This is a genomic window from Prauserella halophila, from assembly GCF_024171895.1.
In the GTDB taxonomy this organism is placed as follows: domain Bacteria; phylum Actinomycetota; class Actinomycetes; order Mycobacteriales; family Pseudonocardiaceae; genus Prauserella; species Prauserella halophila.
Map to the genome: position 1 here is coordinate 191624 of NZ_JAMTCQ010000010.1, position 22965 is coordinate 214588.

Annotated in this window: 20 protein-coding genes; 14 read left to right on the forward strand and 6 right to left on the reverse strand. The window is 69.1% G+C overall.

All coding sequences use genetic code 11. From position 1 onward, the window contains the following. Nucleotides 1-294: 294 nt before the first annotated feature. From pdhA to LY41_RS13260, 3 genes are read left to right on the forward strand one after another with little or no spacing between them, the layout of a single operon-like run. Nucleotides 295-1509 carry a pyruvate dehydrogenase (acetyl-transferring) E1 component subunit alpha gene (gene pdhA, locus LY41_RS13250; RefSeq protein WP_253864304.1) on the forward strand — a complete coding sequence of 405 codons (1215 nt, stop codon included), beginning with the start codon at nucleotides 295-297 and terminating at the stop codon, nucleotides 1507-1509. After that, nucleotides 1509-2537, forward strand: a complete 1029-nt coding sequence (locus LY41_RS13255; protein ID WP_253864305.1) for an alpha-ketoacid dehydrogenase subunit beta — start codon at nucleotides 1509-1511, stop codon at nucleotides 2535-2537. Before pdhA ends, LY41_RS13255 begins: the two co-directional genes overlap by 1 nt. A 9-nt stretch (nucleotides 2538-2546) precedes the next feature. Continuing rightward, nucleotides 2547-4130 (forward strand): dihydrolipoamide acetyltransferase family protein, encoded by a 1584-nt coding sequence (locus tag LY41_RS13260; protein WP_253864306.1) that lies wholly within the window; start codon nucleotides 2547-2549, stop codon nucleotides 4128-4130. Between the two features lie 230 nt (nucleotides 4131-4360). Here the strand turns inward: LY41_RS13260 and LY41_RS13265 are convergent, their stop codons facing one another. From LY41_RS13265 to LY41_RS13285, 5 genes are read right to left on the reverse strand one after another with little or no spacing between them, the layout of a single operon-like run. Beyond that, a complete protein-coding gene (locus LY41_RS13265; RefSeq protein ID WP_253864307.1) occupies nucleotides 4361-4966 on the reverse strand; it encodes an energy-coupling factor transporter transmembrane component T family protein in 606 nt (201 codons plus the stop codon). Between the two features lie 58 nt (nucleotides 4967-5024). Then, entirely contained in the window at nucleotides 5025-5693 is a 669-nt protein-coding gene (locus tag LY41_RS13270; RefSeq protein ID WP_253864308.1) for an energy-coupling factor ABC transporter ATP-binding protein, read from the reverse strand. 58 nt (nucleotides 5694-5751) lie between these two features. Next, nucleotides 5752-6867: a thiolase family protein gene (locus LY41_RS13275; protein WP_253864309.1), complete on the reverse strand. Its 1116-nt coding sequence runs from the start codon at nucleotides 6865-6867 to the stop codon at nucleotides 5752-5754. Further along, on the reverse strand, nucleotides 6864-8216 hold the full coding sequence (locus tag LY41_RS13280) for an AMP-binding protein (protein WP_253864310.1): 1353 nt from the start codon (nucleotides 8214-8216) through the stop codon (nucleotides 6864-6866). The genes LY41_RS13275 and LY41_RS13280 overlap by 4 nt, the downstream gene beginning before the upstream one ends. Next, entirely contained in the window at nucleotides 8213-8785 is a 573-nt protein-coding gene (locus LY41_RS13285; protein WP_253864311.1) for a biotin transporter BioY, read from the reverse strand. The genes LY41_RS13280 and LY41_RS13285 overlap by 4 nt, the downstream gene beginning before the upstream one ends. A 396-nt stretch (nucleotides 8786-9181) precedes the next feature. Here LY41_RS13285 and LY41_RS13290 point away from each other — a divergent pair, with 396 nt between their 5' ends. The 9 genes from LY41_RS13290 (at nucleotide 9182) to LY41_RS13330 (ending at nucleotide 19490) form a co-directional block, all read left to right on the forward strand. Continuing rightward, entirely contained in the window at nucleotides 9182-10012 is an 831-nt protein-coding gene (locus tag LY41_RS13290; protein WP_253864580.1) for an ABC transporter substrate-binding protein, read from the forward strand. Nucleotides 10013-10093: 81 nt separating this feature from the next. Then, nucleotides 10094-10903, forward strand: coding sequence for an amino acid ABC transporter permease (locus LY41_RS13295; protein WP_253864312.1), 810 nt, complete (start codon nucleotides 10094-10096; stop codon nucleotides 10901-10903). Continuing rightward, nucleotides 10900-11694, forward strand: coding sequence for an amino acid ABC transporter ATP-binding protein (locus LY41_RS13300; RefSeq protein ID WP_301297052.1), 795 nt, complete (start codon nucleotides 10900-10902; stop codon nucleotides 11692-11694). Before LY41_RS13295 ends, LY41_RS13300 begins: the two co-directional genes overlap by 4 nt. 269 nt (nucleotides 11695-11963) lie before the next feature. Beyond that, a complete protein-coding gene (locus LY41_RS13305) occupies nucleotides 11964-14720 on the forward strand; it encodes a collagen-like domain-containing protein (protein WP_253864313.1) in 2757 nt (918 codons plus the stop codon). 90 nt (nucleotides 14721-14810) lie between these two features. Continuing rightward, nucleotides 14811-15293 carry an SRPBCC family protein gene (locus LY41_RS13310; RefSeq protein WP_253864314.1) on the forward strand — a complete coding sequence of 161 codons (483 nt, stop codon included), beginning with the start codon at nucleotides 14811-14813 and terminating at the stop codon, nucleotides 15291-15293. Between the two features lie 856 nt (nucleotides 15294-16149). Next, nucleotides 16150-17697, forward strand: a complete 1548-nt coding sequence (locus tag LY41_RS13315; protein WP_372493246.1) for a sugar transferase — start codon at nucleotides 16150-16152, stop codon at nucleotides 17695-17697. Nucleotides 17698-17701: 4 nt separating this feature from the next. After that, a complete protein-coding gene (pssD, locus tag LY41_RS13320) occupies nucleotides 17702-18151 on the forward strand; it encodes a PssD/Cps14F family polysaccharide biosynthesis glycosyltransferase (RefSeq protein WP_253864315.1) in 450 nt (149 codons plus the stop codon). Then, a complete protein-coding gene (locus LY41_RS13325; RefSeq protein ID WP_253864316.1) occupies nucleotides 18148-18756 on the forward strand; it encodes a glycosyltransferase in 609 nt (202 codons plus the stop codon). The genes pssD and LY41_RS13325 overlap by 4 nt, the downstream gene beginning before the upstream one ends. Then, on the forward strand, nucleotides 18753-19490 hold the full coding sequence (locus LY41_RS13330) for a hypothetical protein (protein ID WP_253864317.1): 738 nt from the start codon (nucleotides 18753-18755) through the stop codon (nucleotides 19488-19490). Before LY41_RS13325 ends, LY41_RS13330 begins: the two co-directional genes overlap by 4 nt. Here LY41_RS13330 and LY41_RS13335 read toward each other — a convergent pair. After that, on the reverse strand, nucleotides 19443-20897 hold the full coding sequence (locus tag LY41_RS13335; protein ID WP_253864318.1) for a Wzz/FepE/Etk N-terminal domain-containing protein: 1455 nt from the start codon (nucleotides 20895-20897) through the stop codon (nucleotides 19443-19445). The two genes, LY41_RS13330 and LY41_RS13335, sit on opposite strands and share 48 nt — an antisense overlap. A gap of 213 nt (nucleotides 20898-21110) precedes the next feature. Between LY41_RS13335 and LY41_RS13340 the strand changes: the two genes are divergently transcribed. Both LY41_RS13340 and LY41_RS13345 read left to right on the forward strand, forming a co-directional pair. Beyond that, nucleotides 21111-21857, forward strand: coding sequence for a CDP-alcohol phosphatidyltransferase family protein (locus LY41_RS13340; protein WP_253864319.1), 747 nt, complete (start codon nucleotides 21111-21113; stop codon nucleotides 21855-21857). Between the two features lie 106 nt (nucleotides 21858-21963). Beyond that, nucleotides 21964-22962 (forward strand): glycoside hydrolase family 16 protein, encoded by a 999-nt coding sequence (locus LY41_RS13345; protein ID WP_253864320.1) that lies wholly within the window; start codon nucleotides 21964-21966, stop codon nucleotides 22960-22962. Nucleotides 22963-22965: the final 3 nt, after the last annotated feature.

Here is a 22965-nt window from a genome sequence, read left to right on the forward strand (position 1 = left end):
CAGGATGTCGCTGCGCGAGCGGTGAGCCCTGGACAGGAGTGGAATGGACACCAGACTTTCGGCGGACTCACCGTCGGTAGTCCGAGTATTCTCCCAGCTCAACGCCATGTTCTAGGCAAAAATTCGGCCACGGGCCCTCCGCAAACCTCCCCCGTTCGTGCCAGGATGACGTCGTGAACCGTCACCGCCGACGGACACCGGCGCGGCCACACCACAGGTGCGCGCCGGCGGTGCCGGCGGCGCGCCGTCACGGTCGCCACAAGCGGCCGAGCGGCACGACCTGGAGGAGAAACCATGCCGTCCCCAGAACAGTGGACGCGACCGGACCCCGGCGCCGGCCCCGCCGCGACAGCGGCACAGCCGTCCCCGGAGCAGGTGATCGCAGGTTTGCGAGCGACGACCGAAGGTGGTGCCGAGCTGACGCAGCTGCTGACCCCGGAAGGTGAGCGGCTGGCCGACAGCCGGTTCGATCCCTATATCGCCGATATCGACACCGAAGCACTGCGCGACCTGTACCGCGACATGGTGCTGGTGCGCAGAGCCGACCGGGAATCCAACGCCATGCAGCGGCAGGGCCAGCTCGGCATCTGGGTTCCGCTGCTCGGCCAGGAAGCCGCGCAGGTCGGTTCCGGCCGTGCGCTGCGCCCGTCGGACATGGCGTTCCCCAGCTACCGTGAACACGGCGTCGCGTACACCCGCGGTATCGATTTCCGCGAGCTGCTGGGCATTTTCCGCTGCACCGACCAGTCGGGCTGGGACCCGGCGAAGTACGGCTTCCACCCGTACACGATCGTCATCGGCAACCAGGTCATCAACGCCGCCGGGTATGCCATGGGCCAGAAGTTCGACGGCAAGGTCGGCAACGCCGACGACGCCGACAACGAGGCCACGATCGTCTACTTCGGCGACGGCGCCACCAGCCAGGGCGACGTGCACGAGGGCTTCGTGTGGGGTGCGGTCTACGACGCGCCGGTCGTCTTCTTCTGCCAGAACAACCAGTGGGCGATCTCCGAGCCGACCGAACGCCAGTCGCGGCTGCCGCTGTATCAGCGTGCCCGCGGTTACGGTTTCCCCGGTATCCGGGTCGACGGCAACGACGTCCTGGCCTGCATGGCCGTGACACGGTGGGCGCTCGACGAGTGCCGCCACGGCAACGGACCGGTGCTCATCGAGGCGTTCACCTACCGCATGGACGCCCACACCACGACGGACGACCCGACGCGCTACCGGCTGTCCGACGAGCTCGAGGCGTGGAAGCTGAAGGACCCGGTCGAGCGGGTGCGCGCCCACCTCGCGCGTGCGGGCGGCGCCGAGCAGGACTTCTTCGACGGCGTCGACGCCGAGGCCGACGAGTTCGCGGCGCAGTTGCGCGATCACTGCTTCAACATGCCCGATCCACCACCGGAACGGATCTTCAGTGAGGTGTACGCCGACACTCCGGCCACATTGGACACCCAGCGCGAGGAGTACCTGAGCTACCTTGCCGGTTTCGCGGGAGGTGAGCACTGATGGCGGCACCCGCGGCATCCCCTGTGGACACCCAGTCGGCGAGCACTCAGACCATGACCATCGGCAAGGCGCTGAACAACGGCCTGCGCGCGTCGATGGAGGCCGACCCGAAGGTTCTCGTGATGGGCGAGGACGTCGGCAAGCTCGGCGGCGTCTTCCGCGTCACCGACGGGCTGCAGAAGGACTTCGGCGAACACCGCGTGCTCGACACGCCGCTGGCCGAGTCGGGCATCGTCGGCACGGCCATCGGACTGGCCGTGCGCGGGTTCCGGCCGGTGTGCGAGATCCAGTTCGAGGGGTTCATCTTCCCGGCGTTCGACCAGATCTCCAGCCAGCTCGCGAAGCTGCACTACCGCACCCAGGGCAAGCTCAAGGCACCCGTCGTGATCCGCGTGCCGTTCGGCGGCGGGATCGGCGCGGTCGAGCACCACTCGGAATCGCCCGAGTCGCTGTTCTCGCACATCCCGGGGCTCAAGGTCGTCTCGTGTGCGAACCCGGTCGACGCCTACTGGATGATGCAGCAGGCGATCAGTTCGGACGACCCCGTGATGCTGTTCGAGCCGAAGAAGCTGTACCACTCGAGCGCGCTGAAGGCGCCGGTCGACACGTCGGCCACGCCCGATGCGCTGCACAGCTCGCGGGTCGTGCGCCACGGGGACACGGCCACGATCGCGGCGTACGGCCCCTCGCTGCCGGTGGCGCTCGACGCGGCCACGGCCGCGCAGGAGGAGGGCCGCAGCCTCGAGGTGATCGATCTGCGCACGCTGTCGCCGCTCGACCTCGGCCCGGTGTTCGAGTCGGTGCGCCGCACCGGCAGGCTCGTCGTGGTCAGCGAGGCCTCGTCCGAGGTGTCCCTGACGTCGGAGGTGGCCGCGCGTGTGCAGCAGGAGTGCTTCTACTCGCTGGAGGCGCCGGTGCAGCGGGCCACCGGATTCGACACGCCGTATCCACCGGCCAAGCTCGAGGAGCACTTCCTGCCCGACCTGGATCGGGTGCTGTATGCCGTCGACCGCGCGCTGGAATGGTGAGGAGGATTCATGCCTGAGTACAAGCAGTTTCCCCTCGCCGACACTGCCGAGGGGCTGACCGAGGCCGAGATCCTGGGCTGGAAGGTGCAGCCGGGCGACGAGGTGACGGTCAACCAGATCGTCGTGGAGGTCGAGACCGCGAAGGCGGCCGTCGAGCTGCCCATCCCGTGGGCGGGCGTCGTCACCGAACTGCTCGTCGAGCCGGGGCAGACGGTGGAGGTCGGCGCGCCGATCCTGACCGTCGACGTCGATCCGCACGGCACCGCTCCGGCCTCGGACGCCGCCGCGCAGGCTCCAGCGAACGGGGTGGGTGCGGACGCCGCGGGTGCCGCCGACGCCGGGTCGGCCGCCGGATCGGCCGAGTCCGACGAGATGAAACCGCTCGTCGGCTACGGCTCGAAGGAGACGAGTACGAAACGGCGGCCGCGCAAGCCCGTGGCCGGATCCGATTCCGGTGGTGCCGGTTCGAACGGCACGGGCACGGCCGGTGCCGGTGCGGCGGCTGCGGCCGGTGCGGCGGCGAACGGTTCCGGAACGGTGTCGGGCGCTGGGGTATCGGGCGCTGGGGTATCGGGTGCTGGGGTATCGGGTGCTGCGGTGCCGGCAGCGGCACAGCCTGCGCCTGCACCTCCTGCATCGGCACCGGCTGTGCCGGCACAGCCGGTGCCGGCCTCGGGTGCGGGGGCGCCGGAGGTGCACGGCGGGTACGTGCCGTTGGCGAAGCCGCCGGTGCGCAAGCTCGCCAAGGACCTCGGCGTGGATCTGCGCGTGTTGACCGGTTCCGGCGACGGCGGGGTGATCACCCGCGAGGACGTGCAGCGGGCGGTCGAAGCCCCGGCGCAGCAGGCCACCGCGCAGCAGACCGTACAGCCGGCGGCTCCGGCGGAGGCCGGTGCGCGCGAACACCGGGTGCCGATCAAGGGCGTGCGCAAGGCGACGGCCGAGGCGATGGTGCACAGCGCGTTCACCGCACCGCACGTCACGGAGTTCCTCACCGTCGACGTGACGCCGATGATGGAACTGCGGCAGAAGCTCAAGTCGAACCCCGAGTTCGCGGGAGTGAAGCTGACGCCGCTGGCGTTCGCGGCGAAGGCCGTGTGCCTGGCTGCCAAGCGCACGCCGGAGGTCAACTCGCTGTGGGACGGCGACGCGGGCGAGATCGTCTTCAAGGACTACGTGCACCTGGGTATCGCTGCGGCGACGCCGCGCGGGCTCGTGGTGCCGAAGATCCGCGACGCCGACGGGATGTCCCTGCCGCAGTTGGCGGGCGAGATCGACGAGCTCACGGCGACGGCCCGGGACGGCAAGACGCAGCCCGCGGACATGTTGAACGGGACGTTCACGATCACCAACGTCGGCGTGTTCGGCGTCGACACGGGAACGCCGATCATCAACCCCGGTGAGTCGGCGATCCTGGCGGTCGGGGCGATCCGCGACACGCCGTGGGTCGTCGACGGTGAACTGGCCGTGCGCAAGGTGATGCAGTTGTCGCTGAGCTTCGACCACCGCGTCATCGACGGCCAGCAGGGTTCGCAGTTCCTCGCCGATGTCGGCGCCCTGATGTCCGACCCGGCCATGGCGATCACCTTCTAGCGGCAAACCCTCCAAGACGCCCCCAAGGCGCCCCCAAGGGCACCTTGGGGGCGTTGAGCGCCCCGAATCTTCCCTTCGCGTTCAACGTCACCGAGGCCCTTGGGGTGCCGTGGGGAATGCCGCGTGTTCTGCATTCGGCACTCCGTGTTCTGCACTCGCACCCCGTGTTCTGCGTTCGCATCGCGTGGATCGGCGCCCGTCGCGGGTGCCGAACGAGTCCGACACCGTGCTCAGCGGTCGCCGGCGCCGCGGGCGGCGAGGGCTTCGCCGAGCTGGTCGGCGTGGCGCAGGGTGCGGACGAGGAACGGCACCACGAACGCCGTCGGGCTGCGGTCCGCACCTCGCGCCTTCGCGGCGGCGCGCACCTCCCCCGCGATTCCGGACAGCGTCGCGATCGCCTGCACCGTCAGCCCGACGAGCAGCCCGACCAGTTCCGGCCGCACGCCGAACCGTTGCAGCGGCCGCACCGCGCGTTCCACAGTGGACACCACGTCGTCGACCCGGGTCGTCAGGGTGAACAGGCTCGCGGCGGCCAGCGCCGTGACGAGCCGCAGGCAGACGGTGGCCGCCGTCATGGCGCCGAGCAGCCACCACTGCACCGCGAACACCACCACGGACACGACCACCAGCGTCCGCACCAGCGGCCACCACCGTCGCCGCGGCACCCGTGCGACGCCGTAGCCCGTCAGTACCGCCGCCAGCAGTCCGCCCAGCCACCACGGTGATGCGAGGACGACCACCGCAGCGGCGAGTGCGACCACGGCGAGCAGTTTCGGCCCGGCCGGTGCGCGGTGCAGCACGCTCCCACCCGGTTCGTACAGGCCCAGCGGTGTCACGCCGACCACCCCGCCGGCGCCCCGGATGTTCCCTTGATCAAGCGCTGCACCGGCACCGTCATGACACCAGCTGCCGGTAGTAGCGGACCGCGGCCGTGGGTTCGTCGTCGGCGACCACGCAGCCGTCGTCGAACACGAGTACGCGGTCGAAGTCGTCGAGCAGGTCCAGGTCGTGCGTCACGAGCACGACCTGCTGGCGCAACTGGCCCAGCAATTCGATGAACCGGCGCTTGTTACGCAGGTCGAGCAGTGTCGTCGGCTCGTCGCACACCAGCACGTCGGGATCGAGTACGAGCATCGAGCACAGCGCCAGCAACTGTTTCTGCCCGCCCGACAGCTGCTGCGCGGGATGCTCCGGATCGAGGCCGTACTCCCCGAGCACCTCGGCCGCGCGGGCCGCTCGTTCCGCTTTGGACAACCCGCTGCCGCGGAGTGAGAACGCGACGTCCTCGCCCGCGGTCGGCATGACGATCTGCGAATCCGGGTTGGTGAACACGAACCCGACGTGTTTGCGGACCTTGCCTCCGTCCGAGGCCGTGTCGAGGCCGTTGACGCGCACGTGACCGCGGGTCGGCACGACGAGTCCGTTGATCATCCGTGCGACCGTCGACTTACCGGATCCGTTGGCGCCCACGAAGGCCACTCGTCGTTCGTCCAGCTTGATGTCCACATCGGACACGACTGGTTTCGTGTCGTAGGTGTGTCCCACACCGTCGAACTCGATCACCGCGCAACCATCCACATCATCGCGCAACCATCCACATGCACCAGTGCATCCGTCCACATCACGGCACGACCGTCCACATCGTCGCCACTCCGACCCCGCCTCCCGCGGACAACGCAGCCAGTCCGGTCGTGCCCAGTCCCTGGCACACGAGCCGTGAGAACAACCGCACCACGAGCATCGCGCCGGACGCGCCCCAGGGGTGACCGAACGCGATCGCTCCACCGTCCGGGCTGACCGCGTGCTCGTCGATACCGGCCGCGTCGAGGCAGGCCAGCGCCTGCCCGGCGAACGCCTCGTTGAACTCGACGGCGTCCGGCGTACCGGAGCGGAGCACGTCCCGCATCGCCGGTACGGCGCCGAGGCCGAGTCGCGCCGGGTCGCACGCCCGCGTGGCCGACGCGGTGAGCCGGAGGCCGGGCACACCCAGTCGCGCGCGCAGGCGTTCGCTCACCACGAGTACCGCCGCGGCGCCGTCGTTGACCCCGCACGAGTTGGCGGCCGTCGCGGTGCCGGTTGCGGTGAAGGCGGGCCGGAACCGGGCGAGGCGTTCGACGGTGAATCCCGTGCGGGGGCGTTCGTCGGCGGTGACGTCCCCGACGGGCACGAGTTCGCGGGCCAGCCTGCCCTCGTTCCGGGCGGCGACGGCACGGGCGTGGCTGCGCGCGGCGAACGCGTCCTGTCGCGACCGGGAGACGCCCGCCTCGGCGGCGACGAGGTCGGCGGCGGGCCCCATGTCGGGGTCCCCGAACTCCGGCGGTGCGAAGGGTGCGCGGGTGTAGGGCGTGGGCGGGTCGGTCGGCCAGGCGCGCTGCGGTGCGGTCGACGTGCTTTCGACACCGCCTGCCAGGTAGGCCTCGCCCTCGCCCGCACGCACGGACGCGGCCGCCTGCGCGACGGCGGCGAGTCCGCTGGCGCACTGCCGGTCGACGGTCGCACCGGGAACATCGACGCCCAGCCCGGCGCGCAGAGCCGCCACGCGCGCCGGATTGCCACCGGGACCGAAGACGTTGCCGAGCACGACGTCGTCGATCCTGCCGACCCGGTCGAGGCCCGCGTCGTCGACGACGGCGCGCAGTACGGGTGCGGCGAGTGCGACGACGTCGTGGTCGCGGAGTCCGCCTCCGTCGCGGCCGATCGGCGTTCGCCGTGCGGCGATCACCACCGGCTCGGTCACGACGGCGCCGTCCCGGTGGCCGGCGGTGCCGTGGCCGGTGTCCCTGCGGTCCGCAGTGCTGTTCCGGGAGCCGTCGGTGCGGTCAGTGCCACGCCCTCGAACGTGCCGTTGCGCAGCTGCTCCTCGGCGACGGCCCGGGCGGGCTTGCCGGACGGCGTGCGCGGCAGCGACGTCGTCCACAGCCATCTCCGGGGCCGGAACTCGGGGCGGAGTGCCGATCGCACCGCGGCACGCAGGTCGGCGAGCGCCGGTGGCTGCGGGGTCTGCACGATCGCGGTGACGAGCAGGCCGAGCCGCGGGTGCGGGGTGCCCGTGACCAGCGCGTCGTCCACACCCGTGACGGTACGCAGCACGGATTCGACGTGCTCGGCGGGCACCTGCGTCCCGCCGCTGGCGACGACCGTCGAGCCGCGTCCGGTGACGACGAGTCCGCCGGTGTCGGTGAGCCGGCCGTGGTCGCCGTTGGTGAGCCATTCGGGTGCGGGTTCGAGGTGGCCGCCACGCAGGTAGCCGCTGAAGGCCAGCGGCGATCGCACCCACAGTGCGCCACCGTCGACGTCGATCTCGACGCCGTCGACGGGGCGCAGCTCGCCGTCACGGCGGATCGCGATCAGGGACAGTTCCGCCGAGCCGTAGTACTCGACCAGTCGGGTGTCCGGGAAGGCGCGGGCGAATCGTTCGCGCAGGTCCTCGCCGAGGTGGGCGCCGCCGCAGACGACGGTGCGAAGCGCCGACGGCCCGGGCCGGTGCTCGGCGTCGGAGACGAGTTCGGCGAGCATCGCGGGTACGACGTGCACGGTGGCGGCCTCGCGAGCCTCGGCGGGGAGCCAGCGGTCGCGGAGTCGCAGCTCGGCGCCGCACCACGCGGTGTGCAGCGCGCCGAACAGGAACAGCGATGCGCTGAGCGGGCCCGCCACGAGTACGGGCCCGTCGACGGGGCCGAGCACCTCGAAACTGCGCAGCCAGGAGGCACGCGTGCGCAGGCCGACCTTGGGTGTGCCGGTGCTGCCGGAGGTGGTCGGCAGGTAGAAGTACGTCTCGTCCCCACCCGCCTCGCCGGTGTCCCAGTCGGCAGGGTCCCTGTCGGCAGGGCGTGCCTCGGCGGGTTCCGGACTGCCGCCGACGATCAGTGCTGGGTCGGCGTCGGCGAGTACAGCGGCACGGTCGGCCGCGGGCCACGTCGGTTCGAGGACGAGCACCGCCGCGCCCAGGATGTCGGCCCCGAGCAGCCACGACATCACGTCGCCGGATCCCTCCACGGCGATGCGCGTCCCGCGGCCGACACCGCGCGCGGCGAGCGTGCGTGCTGCGCCGTGCGCGGTCGGGGGAACGTGAGCGGTGAGCGTCATTCGGTGCGGGCCGTCCGGGGCAGCGTTCCGGGCAGTGCCCGGTGGACGACGGCGGCGATGGCGGCGGTGGCCGCCACCTTGGCGAGGTCGCCGGGAACGAACACGAGCGACTGGACGGCAGCTGCGCCGAGGTCGCCGATGTAGGCGCCGAGGAACGGGATGCCGATGAGGTAGCTGCTGAGCAGGCCCGCGAGCGTGGCGAGCCCGATGACCGGCAGGTTCGGCTTGGCGGCACGGCTCACGATGAGGCCTGCGACGAGCGCGGAGAGGATCCAGCCGAACAGGAACCCGCCGCTGGGGCCGACGAACGGCGCCAGCCCGCCGCGCCCGCCGGACAGCAGCGGCAGGCCGATGGCGGTCAGCGCGAGGAGCAGGACGACGGATGCGGTGCCGCGCCGCGCGCCGAGCAGTACGCCTGCGAGCAACGGGCCCGCGTTCTGGATGACCACGGGTACGCCGGACGCGCCGAAGTAGATGCCGGGAAAGATCCCGAGCACGGCGATGAACGCGGCGAAAACGACGATGCGTGCCAGGTCGGCGGCAGGCAAGGAGACGCGTGGTGCGGGCATGCTCGCAAGGTAACCCGTGGCGGCCCACGAAAGCGGTAGACGTAGGTCACGTCCGCATCCGGGACAGGCGGTTCGGGTAGGCGCCGGACGGCCGGGCGGGGCCGGCGAAGGATCGGCCCAGTATCGGCGCGGCGTCGGCGAGTGCAGAACACGCGGGCGTGGATGCAGGACACGCGGGTCTGGGTGCAGAACACGCGGGGTAGCCGGTGGCGGGTGGCCGGCGCGCGACGAGCACGTGATCGGTATCGAAACCGCTATGTAACGACGCAGGTGGTGCCAAATACCCACATGGAGTGGCACTATGCCTTGACCGACCAGCGCTCATTACTAGGAGTCAAGATCGTGGTGCGTAACCCCCGGCGTAAACCCACGCAGCGTAAGCTCCGCTCGCTCGCCATGCTTCCCGTGCTGGCGCTGGCCGCTACCGCGGCCGGCTGTGCTGAGGAGGTTGACACCGCGGGCGATACCCAGGCGGGCGACAAGGTGGAGCTGCTCAACGACGGCGAGCTGATCGTCTGCACCCACCTGCCCTACGAACCGTTCCAGTTCCACGAAGGCGGCGAGACCGTCGGCTTCGACGTCGACCTCGTCGACCTGGTCGCCGAGGACCTCGGCGTGGAACAGAAGCTGGTGGACACGAGCTTCGAAGGCATCGAGACGGCCCAGGTGTTCGAGGCGGGTGACTGCGACCTCGCCGCGGCGGCGATCACGATCAACGAGGGTCGCGACAGCGTCATGGACTTCTCCCAGGGCTACTTCGATGCAGACCAGGCCTTGCTCGTGAAGTCCGGTTCCGACGTCGACGGTCTCGACGACCTCGACGGCAAGGTGCTCGGCGTGCAGCAGGGCACCACGGGTGAGCAGTACGCCACCGAGAACAAGGGCAAGTACGGCTACCAGACCCGCCAGTACGAGGACCTCGCACTGCTGCAGCAGGGTGTGCAGAACGGCGCCGTCGCGGCGGGCATCAACGACAACTCCGTGCTGCTTTACGCCTCGAAGGAGAAGCAGGACGTCGAGGTCAGCACCGAGTTCGACACGGGCGAGCAGTACGGCATCGCGGTGGCCGACGGCAACGGTGCGCTCCAGGCGAAGGTCGACGAGGTGTTCGACGCCGCCAAGCAGGACGGCCGCTACGACGAGATCTACGAGAGGTGGTTCGGCGAGGCCCCGCCCTCCGGCAGCGGCGACAACGGCAGTGAGGGCTCCGACGAGAGCGGCAAGTAGACACAACTATCGTTCCCCGGGGAGCCGGCCTCCGTCGTGAGGCCGGCTCCTTGTGGTGGGAAACGTGTGAGGAGTCGGTCCATGCCGATGTCGCCGCGCAAGCGCGCGCAGGCCTTCCGTGGCGTGCAGTACGGGATTCTCGTACTGGTCGTGGCGGCCATGGTGTTCTTCGCCAACTGGGAGAAGCTCGGCAACGCGTTCTTCGACCTGGAGGCGATGAGCACCCAGTTCCCGGGGATCATCACCACGGCGCTGGTGAACACGATCATTTACACCGGCCTCGGGTTCGCGCTCGGGTTGGCCCTGGGTCTCGTGTTGGCGCTGATGAAGCTGTCGTCGGTCGCGCCGTACCGGTGGATCGCCACGGTGTACATCGAGTTCTTCCGCGGCGTTCCCGCGTTGCTGGTGTTCATCGCGCTCGGGTTCGGTGTGCCGGTGGCGTTCCAAATCCAGTTCGACACCTACTCGACGGTGGCGATCGCGCTCGGCCTCGTCGGCTCGGGTTACATCGCAGAGACGCTGCGCGCCGGCATTCAGGCCGTGCCGAAGGGGCAGGTCGAGGCGGCTCGTTCGCTCGGCATGTCGCAGACGCGCGCGATGGTCACGATCGTCATCCCGCAGGCGTTCCGCATCATCCTGCCGCCGCTGACCAATGAGCTGATCCTGCTGACGAAGGACTCGTCGCTGATCTACATCCTCGGGCTGCTCGGCACGCAGTACGAGCTGGCGAAGTTCGGCCGGGAAGGCATGAACGCGACGAACTCGATGTCGCCGATCCTGCTGGCCGGTCTCTGCTACCTGCTCATCACGGTGCCGCTCGGCTACCTGTCGCGGCATCTCGAACGCCGCGCCGGCCGCAAGCGCGACGAAGGACTGGAGGTGACGGCATGAGCGCCGGAACGGGGGAGGCACTCGCCGCGAGTGGCGGGCCGATCGTCGAGATCACCGGCCTGCACAAGGCGTTCGGCATGCTCGAGGTGCTCAAGGGCATCGACGTGAGTGTCGAGCGCGGCGAGGTCGTCTGCATCATCGGCCCTTCGGGCTCGGGCAAATCGACGCTGCTGCGCTGTGTGAACGTGCTCGAGGAGCCGAACAGCGGCACGGTCGTCGTCAACGGCTACGAGCTGACGGACCCGGACGTCGAGATCGACAAGGCGCGGCGTTCGATCGGCATGGTCTTCCAGGGGTTCAACCTGTTCGGTCACCTGTCGGTGCTGGACAACCTGACGGTCGCGCAGCGCAAGGTGCTCAAACGTGATGCGGGCGAGGCCGAGCGGCTCGCGCGCGAGAACCTCGAGAAGGTGGGGCTGGCGGAGAAGGCCGGTGCGATGCCGGAGCAGCTGTCGGGCGGGCAGCAGCAGCGCGTCGCGATCGCACGGGCGCTGTCGATGCAGCCCGCGGTGATGCTGTTCGACGAACCGACGTCGGCGCTGGACCCGGAGCTGGTCGGCGACGTGCTCGGCGTGATGCGCAGGCTCGCCGACGAGGGCATGACGATGCTCGTCGTGACCCACGAGATGCAGTTCGCGCGCGAGGTCGCCGACAAGGTGCTGTTCATGGACGGCGGTGTCGTCGTCGAATCCGGCCCGCCCACGAAGGTCATCGGCGACCCGGCCGAGGACCGCACCAAGACGTTCCTCAGCCGCGTCCTCAACCCGATTCACGCCGCCGAGACCGACTGACACCTCCCCCTGACCGGGTGAACCCCTTTTTGCCCCGAAGGGCACCTTGGGGGCGTTGAGCGCCCCGAAGGTGCCCTTGGGGGCATCTCCCTTGTTGCGGGGCGGAGTTGCTGAATCGCTGGAACAGGTGATGTTCCGGGGTTTTGCGCGGTATCTTGTCGCTCTGCGCGGTCACGTCGGTACCGGGTGTTGCCACCACCTCTCGGCCGGCTGCACCGTGATCGGGGGCCGGCTCCGGTAGGCAGGTGACCAGGGAGGGGCGTTGCGTCATGCCGAGCATTTGCCGACGAGGTGGACGCGACGACGACGGCGACGACCATTCCGGCGACGGTTCCGGCCGGAGCCACCACGACGACCCTGCCGACGATCGCCACCACGGTGGCCCGGCCGGAGATCGCACGGAAGACAGCCTCGCCGGCTACGCCGCGACCACCGACATCGAGACCACCCGGCTGGTTCCGGCTCCGGGCGACACCTCGACACACGTCCCCTCCCCCGCAGGCTCCCCTGGTCTCGCAGGCTCCGCCGATCCCGCAGGCTCCGCCGATCCCGCAGGCTCCGCCGATCCCGCAGGCTCCCCTGATCCCGCAGGCTCCCCGATTCCCGGCAAGCCCGCGTTCGGCGTCCCCCGCGCCCGCAAACCCGGCAAGACGGCCACGACCGACAACGCCGACCGCTACGACCCGTTCGACTCCGATTCCGAACCCGCATACGTCGTCGACGCCTCCGAACTGGTCCGGCAGGTTCTCGACGGCGACAGCGGCTTCGCCGGGTTGCTGCGGTGGCGCAAGCAGTCGACGAATGCGCCGATCCTGCAGGTCGAGAACGCGTTCATCACCGGCAGACTCGATCTGCGCGGTGCCGACCTGCGGTATCTGTTCCGCTTCGAGCGCTGCCGCTTCGAACATGCCCCCGACGTGCGCGAGGCCAAGCTCCTCGGCCTGGTGTTCCAGCGCTGCCGACTGCCCGGTCTGCTGGCGCGCAACCTGCGTACGGGCAACGACCTGCGGGTGATCAAGTCCTACATCGAGGCCGAGCCGGGACGCGGCACCGACGGCGAGACGACGATGCGCCGCGCCGACGACATCGACCGCGGGACACCCGATGCAGCCGTCAACCTGACCGATGCCGTCGTCGAGGGTTCGGCGGTGTTCACGGCGACGCGCATCGTCCATCCGCAGGGCAAGGCGCTGCACGCCGACCGGCTCCTCATCACGGGTGCGCTGCTGGCGTATCGGATGGATGCCGAGGGTGAGGTGCGCATCCCGGGCCTGCGCACCGGCGGCAACGTCAACTTCTCGGGTGCGGTGCTGCGCAATCCGGACGGTTTCGCGCTCAACGCCAACGGCGCCGCCGTCGGCGGCAGTCTGCTGTGCGAGGTCGACCGGCCCGGCGGCGACGCGGGTGAACAGCGGTTCCGCACCCGCGGGCTGTTGTATATGCCGAGCATGCGGGTGTCCGGCGATCTCAACTTCCGCGGCGCCGAGCTGAAGGTGAAGCAGAGCGGCACCGAGGTCGACACGTGGAAGACCGGTGACTGGTACGTCGATCCGCATCCCGCTCTGATCGCCGACCGGCTGCAGGTCGAGGGCAATGTCGAGCTCTCGGACGGACTGGACGTCGACGGCACGCTGCGCATGGTCAATTCCCGGCTGGGCGGCTCGCTGCGGCTGGCGGAAGCCCACATCCGCGTGCTGCCGAGTCGCAGACCGCCGTTCCGCGACCGCGCCGTGCACCTCGACGGCAGCGAGATCAGCGGCGACCTCGACAGCAAGGGCATCCGCCTCAAGGGCCAGCTGCGTATCGCGGACGTGATGATCCGCGGCAACGTCCACCTCACCGACGGCACGTTCGGCCATCCCGGCCGCGACGTACTGTCGTTCCGCCGCAGCACCGTGTCCGGCAATCTGAAGGTCCGGCGTTGCCGCGCCGAGGGCACGCTGCGGCTGATGGGCATGTCCGTCGGCGGCAGCATCGACCTGCACGGGACCGAGATCGGTAAGCCGGAGCGCAAGGACGACGGCAGCTGCGACTGGGCCGTGGACCTGCGGTCGGTGCGGGTCGCCCGCAGCGTGCTGCTCACGGCCGAGGAGAAGCGCCCGTTCACGGCCCGTGGCGGTGTGACCATGGACGGGGCGCAGATCCAGCGGCAGCTCGACATCACCGGCGCGCTGCTGTGCGGTGCCACCGACGGCACCGACGACCCCGCCGCGGTCGCCCTCGATGTGGGCGACACGCACGCCGACGAGTTCGTTCTCGCGCCCGGCGGCCCGCCGCTCGGGAAGGTGGTGCTGCTCCGGGCGCACTGCTCCACGCTCACCGACGACGCCGACGCGACCGACACGAGGGCCACCGGCGTCGAGGGGGACGTGTGGCTGGCGACCGGCGGACTCGACCTCGAGGACTTCCGCTACGACAGCCTCGGCACGCCCATCGCGATCAACGACAGCGTGGAGGTCCGGCGCAGGCTCCGCCTGCTGCACGACGCGATCGGCGGGTACCGGCCGGGCCCGTACGACCAGTTCGCCGCGATGCTGCGGTCCTCCGGCAACGAGGAGCAGGCCGACTGGGTGCTGGCGAAGAAGCAGCAGTACCGGTACGAGTCGCTCGCGCACAGCAGGCCGCTCGTCGGCATGGGCGTGCGGTTGTGGAGCCTGTTGCAGCGGTGGATGGTCGGCTACGGCTACCGCCCGGTGCGTGCCATCGTGCTGCTGCTGTTGCTCTTGGCTGCGGGCAGTGTGTGGTTCGGCGTGGGCGTGGACGACTGCATCCACGACGGGAACCTGCTGACCGTGGAGGGCAGGCGGTGTGCCGTCAACGCGGACGACACGGGGCTGAACTGGAACCCGGTGCTGTTCACCGTCGACCTGCTCGTGCCGATCGTCGATTTCGGCAACAAGGGCAGATGGCACCTCGACGGGGCCGATTCGTGGGTCGCCACGGGTTTCACGGCGATGGGCTGGGTGCTCGCCACCACCGCAGCGGCCGGCATGACCCGTGCCCTCCGCCGCAACAACGCGAGTTGATCCGTGTGTCGAGTGCATCCCTCGCATAGCGGTGGATGCCTCTCGGCCGGTAGACACGCGGTCACAGTCGTCACACGAGAGGAGCCTGCGTTGCCGAGCACGAAGGAGCCGGATGCGTCCGGTGCGATCCATGTCGACGCCTCGCCGGAACAGGTGTACGCCCTGGTCAGCGACCCCGGGGTGCTGGCCGAGCTGGCGAACGAGTACGAGGGGTTCCGCTGGCTCGACGGGGCGAGTGCCGCGGCGCCCGGCGTCAGGTTCCGTGGCCGCAACCGCAACGGTTTCCGCAGGTGGAGCACGACGGCGACGGTGACCGACGTCGCGAAGGGCGAGCGGTTCGCGTTCGACGTGGGTGTCGGCCCGCTGAAGGTGGCCCGGTGGCAGTACGACCTCGAACCGGACGGCGACGGCTGCCGGGTCGTCGAGAGCACGTGGGACCGCCGCCCCGGCTGGGCCCGGGTGGTCACCGGCGTGGTGCTCGGCACGATGGACCGTGCCGGGATCAACAAGCGCAACATCGACAAGACCCTCGCGGGTCTGAAGCGGCGGGCGGAGTCCGCGACGACCGCTTGAGCATGGTTCCGGACGTGCCCCCCCCTCGGCACGTTCGGTATCCGGCGGGTCGGCCGTACCGCCGCTCGGCTCGAACTCGATCGGCTATGCACTCTGTCGGCCCACGTATTCCGTCGCACCACGTATTCCGTCGCACCACGTATTCCGTCGGACCACGTTCCAATCGGGGAACGTCCATGCCGCCCCACGGTCGCACACCGATCGTTCCGTCACGATGGCACAGCCCGACGGCGTCGGGGAGATGGCACAGCCCGAGGTGTCGGGGCAGGTGGCACAGACCGACGGTGTCGGGGTAATTGTCAAGACCTCGCGGCGTCGGCGGCCTCGATCGCCCGGATCGCGGCGAGCGTAGTCGCGTAGCAAGGTCGGCCCACGACTCTCCCGGTCCGTGGTGACCATCGGCCAGGGCGGCGAGCTGCTTGCGTCCGTCGGTCCATACCTCGATCGGCATCGGAAAGCACAGCTCGTGCTCCTCCCGGCGGAGGTCGATGTGGATGTCGCCTGCCCACGACCACACGGTCCACATCGGATAGATCACGCTCCGTGAAGGTCCGCTGCTCGGTCGTGACGGTCGTGATCGTCGCGATCACCCCTGGTGTGTCACCGCGCGCCGAACGGCCCCGCACGAGCGCATCAGCGCGGTCCCTGCACCCAGGCGTCGGGTGCCGCCACGCGCGTGTGTGAAACGGCTAAACATAACGAATTGGACACCATGCGCGGAATGCTGAAACGCGTAGTACCGACACGGAGACAACCCGAAAGGAAACGTTCATCCTCCTGGCGGATGAACATTGAGCTACCGAAAGTGTGCGGTGTTCGGGCGTAGCTCGAGCGGGCCCACCCAAGGGGAGTGTGTATGCAGGAACAGACCCGTGCGCCGCTGGTGTCTCATGACGGACTACGGCACGGGCCTGCTGAGGATGATCACACCGACTCGGGGGCATGGGGTCGTTACGCGGTCCTTCCGCACCCACCACGGGGCAGCCGCCGTGGAAACGGCCCGAGACTGCAGTGGGAACGAGACTACCGATCAGCGGTCATCGCGAGCGATGTGGCAGCGACACTGATTGTGATCATCGGCGCAGCGCTGCTGGCTGATGTCGGCCGGACAGAGCTCTTGGATTTCGTCTACCCGGTGCCGACCGCGCTGGTAGTGCTCGGTTCACTGATGGGACGGCGCGCGTGGTCCCAGCGGGTACTCGGCGAAGGTGCGGAGGAGTTCCGCAGACTCGGTCTCGGGATGCTGACGGCTGCGGTGGTGCTGGCGCTGGCTGCGGCGCTGTTCGGCCTGCTCGATCTGCGCCCGTGGGCCTTCGTCGTCGTACCGGTCGTCGCGGTCGTCGTCGTTGTTGCCAGGTACGCCCTTCGGCAACGATTGCATCGCGCCCGTGCCAAGGGCCGGTGCACGCTGCCCGTGGTGGCCGCAGGCGGAGCCGGTTCGATTCAGGACCTGGTCGAACGTGTCCGCGCCAATCCGCACGTCGGCTGGCGGGTCGAGGCGGCGTGCATCGCGAACCCGGGTGCCGACCATGCTCGTGCCGGCGAAATCAGTGGTGTGCCCATCGTCGGCGGCCTCGACGACCTCGCCGAACAGGTGAGGCGGACGGGCTATCGGATCGTTGCGGTGACCCCGGATTCGTACTGGACGCAGAGCAGGCTTCAGCGGTTGGCGTGGGACCTGGAGGGAACGTCTGCCGAACTCGTTGTGGCGCCGGTACTGATGGAGGTAGGCGGTCCGCGATTGAACGTCTCCGGCGTGCTGGGTATGCCTATGCTGCGCGTCGTCCCGCCTGCGTTCACCGGTGGTCGCCGGTTCGTCAAGGAGGTCGTCGACCGCCTCGGCGCCGGTGTCGCGCTGGCGCTGACCGCCCCGCTGCTCGTGCTGATCGCGGCCGCGATCAAGCTGGACGGCGGCGGCCACGTCTTCTACTCCCAGCGACGTGTCAAACGAGACGGTGAGACGTTTTGGATGTGGAAGTTCCGCACGATGCGGGTCGGTGCCGATGCGGAACGCGTATCCCTCGCCGCGGCGAACGAGGCGCAAGGGCCGCTGTTCAAGGTGCGCGGGGATCCGCGGGTGACGCGTGTCGGGTCGGTACTGCGGCGATTCTCGATCGACGAACTGCCGCAGTTGTTCAACGTGCTGGCCGGGAGCATGTCGCTGGTGGGGCCGCGTCCGCCGCTTCCCGAGGAGAGCCGGACCTACGATCCCGATGTCGGAAGAAGACTGTTGGTCAAGCCGGGGATGACCGGGCTGTGGCAGGTCAGCGGGCGCAGTGACCTGTCATGGGAGGACAGCGTGCGGCTGGATCTGCGCTATGTGGAGGACTGGTCGCTCGCCCTGGATGCGGCGATCTTGTGGAAGACCGTGCGAGCGGTCGTTCAGGGCAAGGGAGCCTACTGAACTCATGAAGATCATGCTGGTCGCGTCGACGGGCGGCCATCTGGCACAACTGGACAACCTGGCCGAGTGCTGGTCCGGACATGACAGGCACTGGGTGAGTTTCGACAAACCCGACGCAGTGTCGGCACTGGAGGGCGAATCCGTCACCTGGGCCTACCACCCGGTTACCCGCAACATCCGCAACGCTGCCCGCAATCTGGTGCTCGCGGTGCGAACGCTGCGCCGTGAGCGGCCGGACGTGGTCGTCTCGAACGGAGCCGGCGTGGCCTTTCCGTTCTTCGTGGTGGCGAGAGCGTTGCGTGTCCGCACGATCTATCTGGAGGTGTTCGACCGAATAGACCGGCCGTCGCTCACGGGGATGCTGTGTTATCCCCTCGCTGACCACTTCTGCCTGCAGTGGGAAGAGCAGCGGCGCATCTACCCGGAAGGCATTTACGTAGGAGCGGCCCTGTGAGCGAACTCCTGGTCGCCGTGCTCGGCACCGACCACCATCCCTTCGATCGGCTCGTGTCCTGGCTGGACGACTGGATCGCCGACCGCAGCGACGTCGAGGCCTTCGCGCAGACCGGCTACTCGCGTCCCCTCCTGTCCGCAGACAGCGCCGACATCATTCCGCGCGACGAGCTGGTCGACCACCTGGGCCGTGCCCGGGTCGTTGTCACCCACGGCGGCCCCAACACGATCATGGACGCGCGGTCGGCCGGGTTGTTGCCGATCGTGGTGCCGCGCACGGCGTCCCGCGGCGAGCACGTGGACGATCACCAGGTCGCGTTCAGCCGCAGGATGGCGGAAGCAGGCTGGATCCATCTCGCCGAGACCGAGGCTGCACTGCGGACGCAGCTCGACCGCGCGTACACCGATCCGATGGCCTACCGAATCTGCGGTGACGCAAGCCCTGCTTCCCGCGCGGCCGAGAACGTCGGCGCAGTTCTGTCCGACGCACTGGGACGCGCACCGGGCTGGGTGCGCGTCCGACGGGTCACGCAGCTCATCCGGTTCGCATGGCGCGCTCGGATGACGACAGCAGCACACGTAGGCACAGAAGGCGAGGACGGGTGAACGGGAACGAGGACGGCGCGCCGGTGGACTCGACCACAGCCGCAGGGCGGTCCCGGCGACGGGCCGTGGTCATCGGTTCGCTGTCGGCGCTGGCGATGGTGGGCGTACTCGTGACCGCCGGCTTGCTGCACTCGGGCGGGAACACGTCGGACGACGCGGCCGTCGCTACCGGTGCTGCCCGCGATGACGGGCGTACCGATCGACCGAGCACCTCGTCCACCTCGCGACCGAGCACCTCGTCCACTTCGAGACCGGCCACCACATCACGCGAGACCCCTCCGGGCACGGCGGGCGACTCGGCAGCGTTGGACCCGGAATCAGCGGCACGCGACGCGACGGGAACGCTCGAGACGTTCCTCGAGCTCAGTGACGACGCTCTGCAGGCCCCGGCCGAAATGCCGGACGGCGTGGACGCGGTCGCGCACGGCCCCGCCCGGGGCGAGCTGGAGAACACCGCAGGCGAGTTCGCCGACAACAAGTGGCGCCAGGAAGGTTCGGTGGCCGTCGTCGCTCGCCGGGTAACCTCCGTCGCGCTGGATCAGACCCCACCGGCCGTGACGGTGCAGACCTGCATCGACTCCACCGACGTTCGCGTAGTCGACGAGCGCGGTGAGTCGTTGTCGGGCGGGCCTGCCGGTGAGAGCGTCAGAACGCCGCATCTCTACACGATGGAGTTCGTGGACAGCTCATGGAAAGTCGCGGTGCACTCCTTTCCTGACGCGTCCTCGTGCTGAGACGGGACGGAAGCGAATCGTCGGATCGGCCGGGGGGCCGTCCCCGGACCAGTCGAAGACCGTGTCCGAGTGCGCCGGTGGCTCCGTGTTCTCGGTGGTGTCGTTCCGCGGGCGCCGATCGGCTCTGCGCCCCGATGTCCGAACAGCGCGCCCCGATGTCCGAACAGCGACGACGGCGTCGATGCCCGCTCCCGTGGCGCCGATCTCTTCGACGAGTTCTGTCACGTCTTCCATCTTCGCTGTGCTGCTCGTCGTGACGACCACCTTGTCCAGTCGCTGGGCCAGCATCGCGGTCCGGCCGATGCCCTCTTCGGCGGAGGCGCTGATGACGACGACCCTGACCGGGTCCGCGCCCTGTTGATCACCTCTTACGGAGTTGACGAGGCCGCCTTCGAGTTCTGCCGGCGAGCGATCCCCCCACGGCACGAACAGCGCTCGATATCCGGCCGCCGTGAGGTCACTGCTGAGTCGCCGTGAGACCCGATCGCTGCTGGGGCCATCCGCCCCGACCACACCGACGGTGAGGAATTCGAGGTCGGGATCGAGGTCGAGGCGGATGACGAGCCGATTCAACAGGTCGTCGAAGCCGCTCTGCCCGTGTTCTTCCAACACGGGCAGAGCGATGACGCCGGACAGGCGCGTGCCGTTGCCGACTCGGCTGTCGAAGCGTTCGCGGGCGAGCGCGACACCGACCCCTGCGAGCAGGCCGACGGCCAGCCCGCCCGCTGCGAAGATCGGCAGTCCCAACGAGGATTCGTTGCGGGGAGGCGCGGCGCTGGTGATGACGCGGCCAGGGTCGATCACGGTGGCGGTCAGCTCGCTGCGCATGTCGCGCAGGCCATCGATCTCGCGTTGGATCGACTCCGGGACCGGCAGCTCCGGATCGTCAACGGATTGCGAGAGCTGAGCAGTCAACTCGGCGATGCGCTCGTCGATCTTCTCGGTGCGGTCGTCGACATCGGTCGCCGCTGCCGTGCGCGTGGCGAGATAGGCCTCGGCGAACGCGTTCGCAGTGGCGGCCGCCTCCTCGGCCCGGCCTGCTTGCGCCTCGATCTCGAGGATGAGCGCGTCCGTCGGTGATGTCACGTCGATGCGCTCGACGAGGTCACGCGGGTCGGCCGTCGACCCGATGATCTCGCGTGCGGCCTCCGCGACCTCGGTGGACTGCACGACGGCGCGCTCAGTCGTGATGTTCACCTCTTGAGTGCCCGATGCTCCCCCGAACGGATTTGCCGCGATGGGATTGACCGTCAGTACCGAGACTGCGGTGTAGGTCCGCGGTTGCAGGAATGCGAACACCATGGCGAGCGCCACGCAGACACCGACGGTCAGCGCGATGACACGCCATCTCCGGCGGAGCCGCGTAACGATGTCGGTGAGGCGGATCGCAGGACTGTCCTCAGTCATCGGCGTTACCTCTCACGGCGTACCGGTGCCCGACCCGCGCTCCTGTCGTCGCGGACCGTGGTCGCCACGGTCGCCACGGTCGAGATGGAGAGGCGCATTTCGTCCAGTTCGAGCACCCCGGTTAGTGTACGTAATGCCTGGCACAGGTGGTGCTGCGGTGCGACAGGGCACAGATCACGACACTGCGGTGTTCGCCGCACGGTGGGATGGGTAATGACGAGCTCTCGGGCGGCGACGCCGCGGCAGATCGGTCAGGCGGTCCGCGATCTGAGTGCTGCCCAGAAGGCGGGCGCGGGCGTCCCGGCTTACACCCGCTATGTGAACCGGCCTCTCGGCAGGCTCGCTGCTGCGCTGGCCCACGTCGTCGGTTTGACCCCGAACCAGGTCACCGTCATCAGTGGTGTCCTCTCGTTCCTGTCGATCACGGTGCTGGTGACGATGCAGCCGTCGTTGGTCCTGGGGATCGCGGTCGCCGTGGGTCTTGCCGCCGGGTATGTTCTCGACTCGGCCGACGGGCAGCTCGCCCGGTTGCGGGGTGGTGGAAGCCCGGCCGGGGAATGGCTCGACCACGTCGTCGACGCCGCACGCATGCCCGCGCTCCATCTCGGCGTCCTGATCGCTCTGTACCGCTTCCACGGTGAGCTCCCGTCCGCGCTGCTTCTCCTCCCGATCGGCTTTCTGCTGGTCACGGTTGTCCGGTTCTTCGCGCTGATCCTTGCCGAGCAGATGCGCCGGCAGTCCGGTCCTCCCGAAGGTGTTCACTCATCGACGAGCGATTCGGCCGCCCGGTCGCTCCTCGCACTTCCGGGGGATTTCGGCGTGCTCTGCCTGATCTTCATCGGGTGGGGTTCGAGCTCGCTTTTCCTTGTCTGTTACGGCATCCTGTTCGTCCTCAACACTCTGTTGCTGGTGTTGAGCCTGGTCAGGCGGTATCGAGAACTCGATGTCAAGGCGGTGTAGCCATGTCGAGAAGGTCGTCGGTCGACCCCGTGCGGGAAGGCCGCGCGTACGGGCTGAAAGGGGGAAGGGGAAACAGGCCCACCGGGTGCTGCGCCCCTGACTGCCGATGACCGAGCGCGCGTACGGGCGACGGAATGTTCTTCGTGGCGCTGTGCTCGCCGCGGCGGGGACCGCGGCCGGTCTGACGCCGGTCGTGCCTGGCTCCGCCTTCGGGTACTCGAGAGCCACCTTCGGGTATTCACGACCCTCGGCGTCGCCGGACGGCGCCGATCCACCACCCGGCCATCGATGGGCGCCCCACTTCGAGGATCAGTTCGGCACCATCGACCGCTCCCTGTGGTACCGCTACCACAATACGTACGGCTGGGCCAACCAGACCGAGGACTATCTTCGTCCGGAGAACCTGCGTGCCGACGGGACGCTGCGGGTGTTCACCGAACGCGAGCACTACCGCGACAAGGATTTCACCTCGGGGTTCCTGTCGACCGCGCGCCGTGGTCCGCAAGGCAGTCCGGAGCCGGCCAGGGACACGTTCTTCCCCAGAGCGGGATTCTTCGAGATGCGCGGCAAGGTCCAGCATGCACAGGGCATGCTGCACGCATGCTGGCTACGGCATCGCGCCGGAGCCAGTATCGCCGAGGTCGACCTCATGGAGGTCTTCCACTGCGCCGAACCGGGGAACACACGGCAGACACTGCACCTCGACGGCAGCAAGAACACCTTCGACGTCAGCACCCACATCGAGGAGCCGGACGCGGAACCGGACTGGCATACCTGGGGTGTCGGAATCATTCCCGAGTCGGACGACGTCCGGTTCCGCTTCTACACCGACGGCGTGCTGGTCGGCGAACATCTGGCCACCGAACCGAAGTTCTGGCACGATTTCGCGCAGCCCGACCTGTGGGACCTGTCGATCAACACGCACACCGGCGGGCCATGGGTGGGCCATCCCGACGATCCCCCGGGCTACTCCCGATACGACGGTGGGTTCTGCCTGTCGGGAGGAGAACCCCCGAACTGCGACAGCACCGGTCTGCGCTCGCCCACGTTCCCGGTGATCTACGAGGTCGACTACGTGCGGGTGTGGAGCCTGGCGTCCGGGTAGGCG

Bases quoted from the DNA above. Each gene is read 5' to 3' on its own strand.
- pssD (WP_253864315.1), top strand. From the start codon at position 17,702: ATGAAGATCATGCTGGTCGCGTCGACGGGCGGCCATCTGGCACAACTG.
- LY41_RS13315 (WP_372493246.1), top strand. From the start codon at position 16,150: ATGCAGGAACAGACCCGTGCGCCGCTGGTGTCTCATGACGGACTACGG.
- LY41_RS13335 (WP_253864318.1), bottom strand. From the start codon at position 20,897: ATGACTGAGGACAGTCCTGCGATCCGCCTCACCGACATCGTTACGCGG.
- pdhA (WP_253864304.1), top strand. From the start codon at position 295: ATGCCGTCCCCAGAACAGTGGACGCGACCGGACCCCGGCGCCGGCCCC.
- LY41_RS13255 (WP_253864305.1), top strand. From the start codon at position 1,509: ATGGCGGCACCCGCGGCATCCCCTGTGGACACCCAGTCGGCGAGCACT.
- LY41_RS13300 (WP_301297052.1), top strand. From the start codon at position 10,900: ATGAGCGCCGGAACGGGGGAGGCACTCGCCGCGAGTGGCGGGCCGATC.
- LY41_RS13295 (WP_253864312.1), top strand. From the start codon at position 10,094: ATGCCGATGTCGCCGCGCAAGCGCGCGCAGGCCTTCCGTGGCGTGCAG.
- LY41_RS13280 (WP_253864310.1), bottom strand. From the start codon at position 8,216: ATGACGCTCACCGCTCACGTTCCCCCGACCGCGCACGGCGCAGCACGC.
- LY41_RS13345 (WP_253864320.1), top strand. From the start codon at position 21,964: ATGACCGAGCGCGCGTACGGGCGACGGAATGTTCTTCGTGGCGCTGTG.
- LY41_RS13305 (WP_253864313.1), top strand. From the start codon at position 11,964: ATGCCGAGCATTTGCCGACGAGGTGGACGCGACGACGACGGCGACGAC.
- LY41_RS13260 (WP_253864306.1), top strand. From the start codon at position 2,547: ATGCCTGAGTACAAGCAGTTTCCCCTCGCCGACACTGCCGAGGGGCTG.
- LY41_RS13290 (WP_253864580.1), top strand. From the start codon at position 9,182: ATGCTTCCCGTGCTGGCGCTGGCCGCTACCGCGGCCGGCTGTGCTGAG.
- LY41_RS13285 (WP_253864311.1), bottom strand. From the start codon at position 8,785: ATGCCCGCACCACGCGTCTCCTTGCCTGCCGCCGACCTGGCACGCATC.
- LY41_RS13340 (WP_253864319.1), top strand. From the start codon at position 21,111: ATGACGAGCTCTCGGGCGGCGACGCCGCGGCAGATCGGTCAGGCGGTC.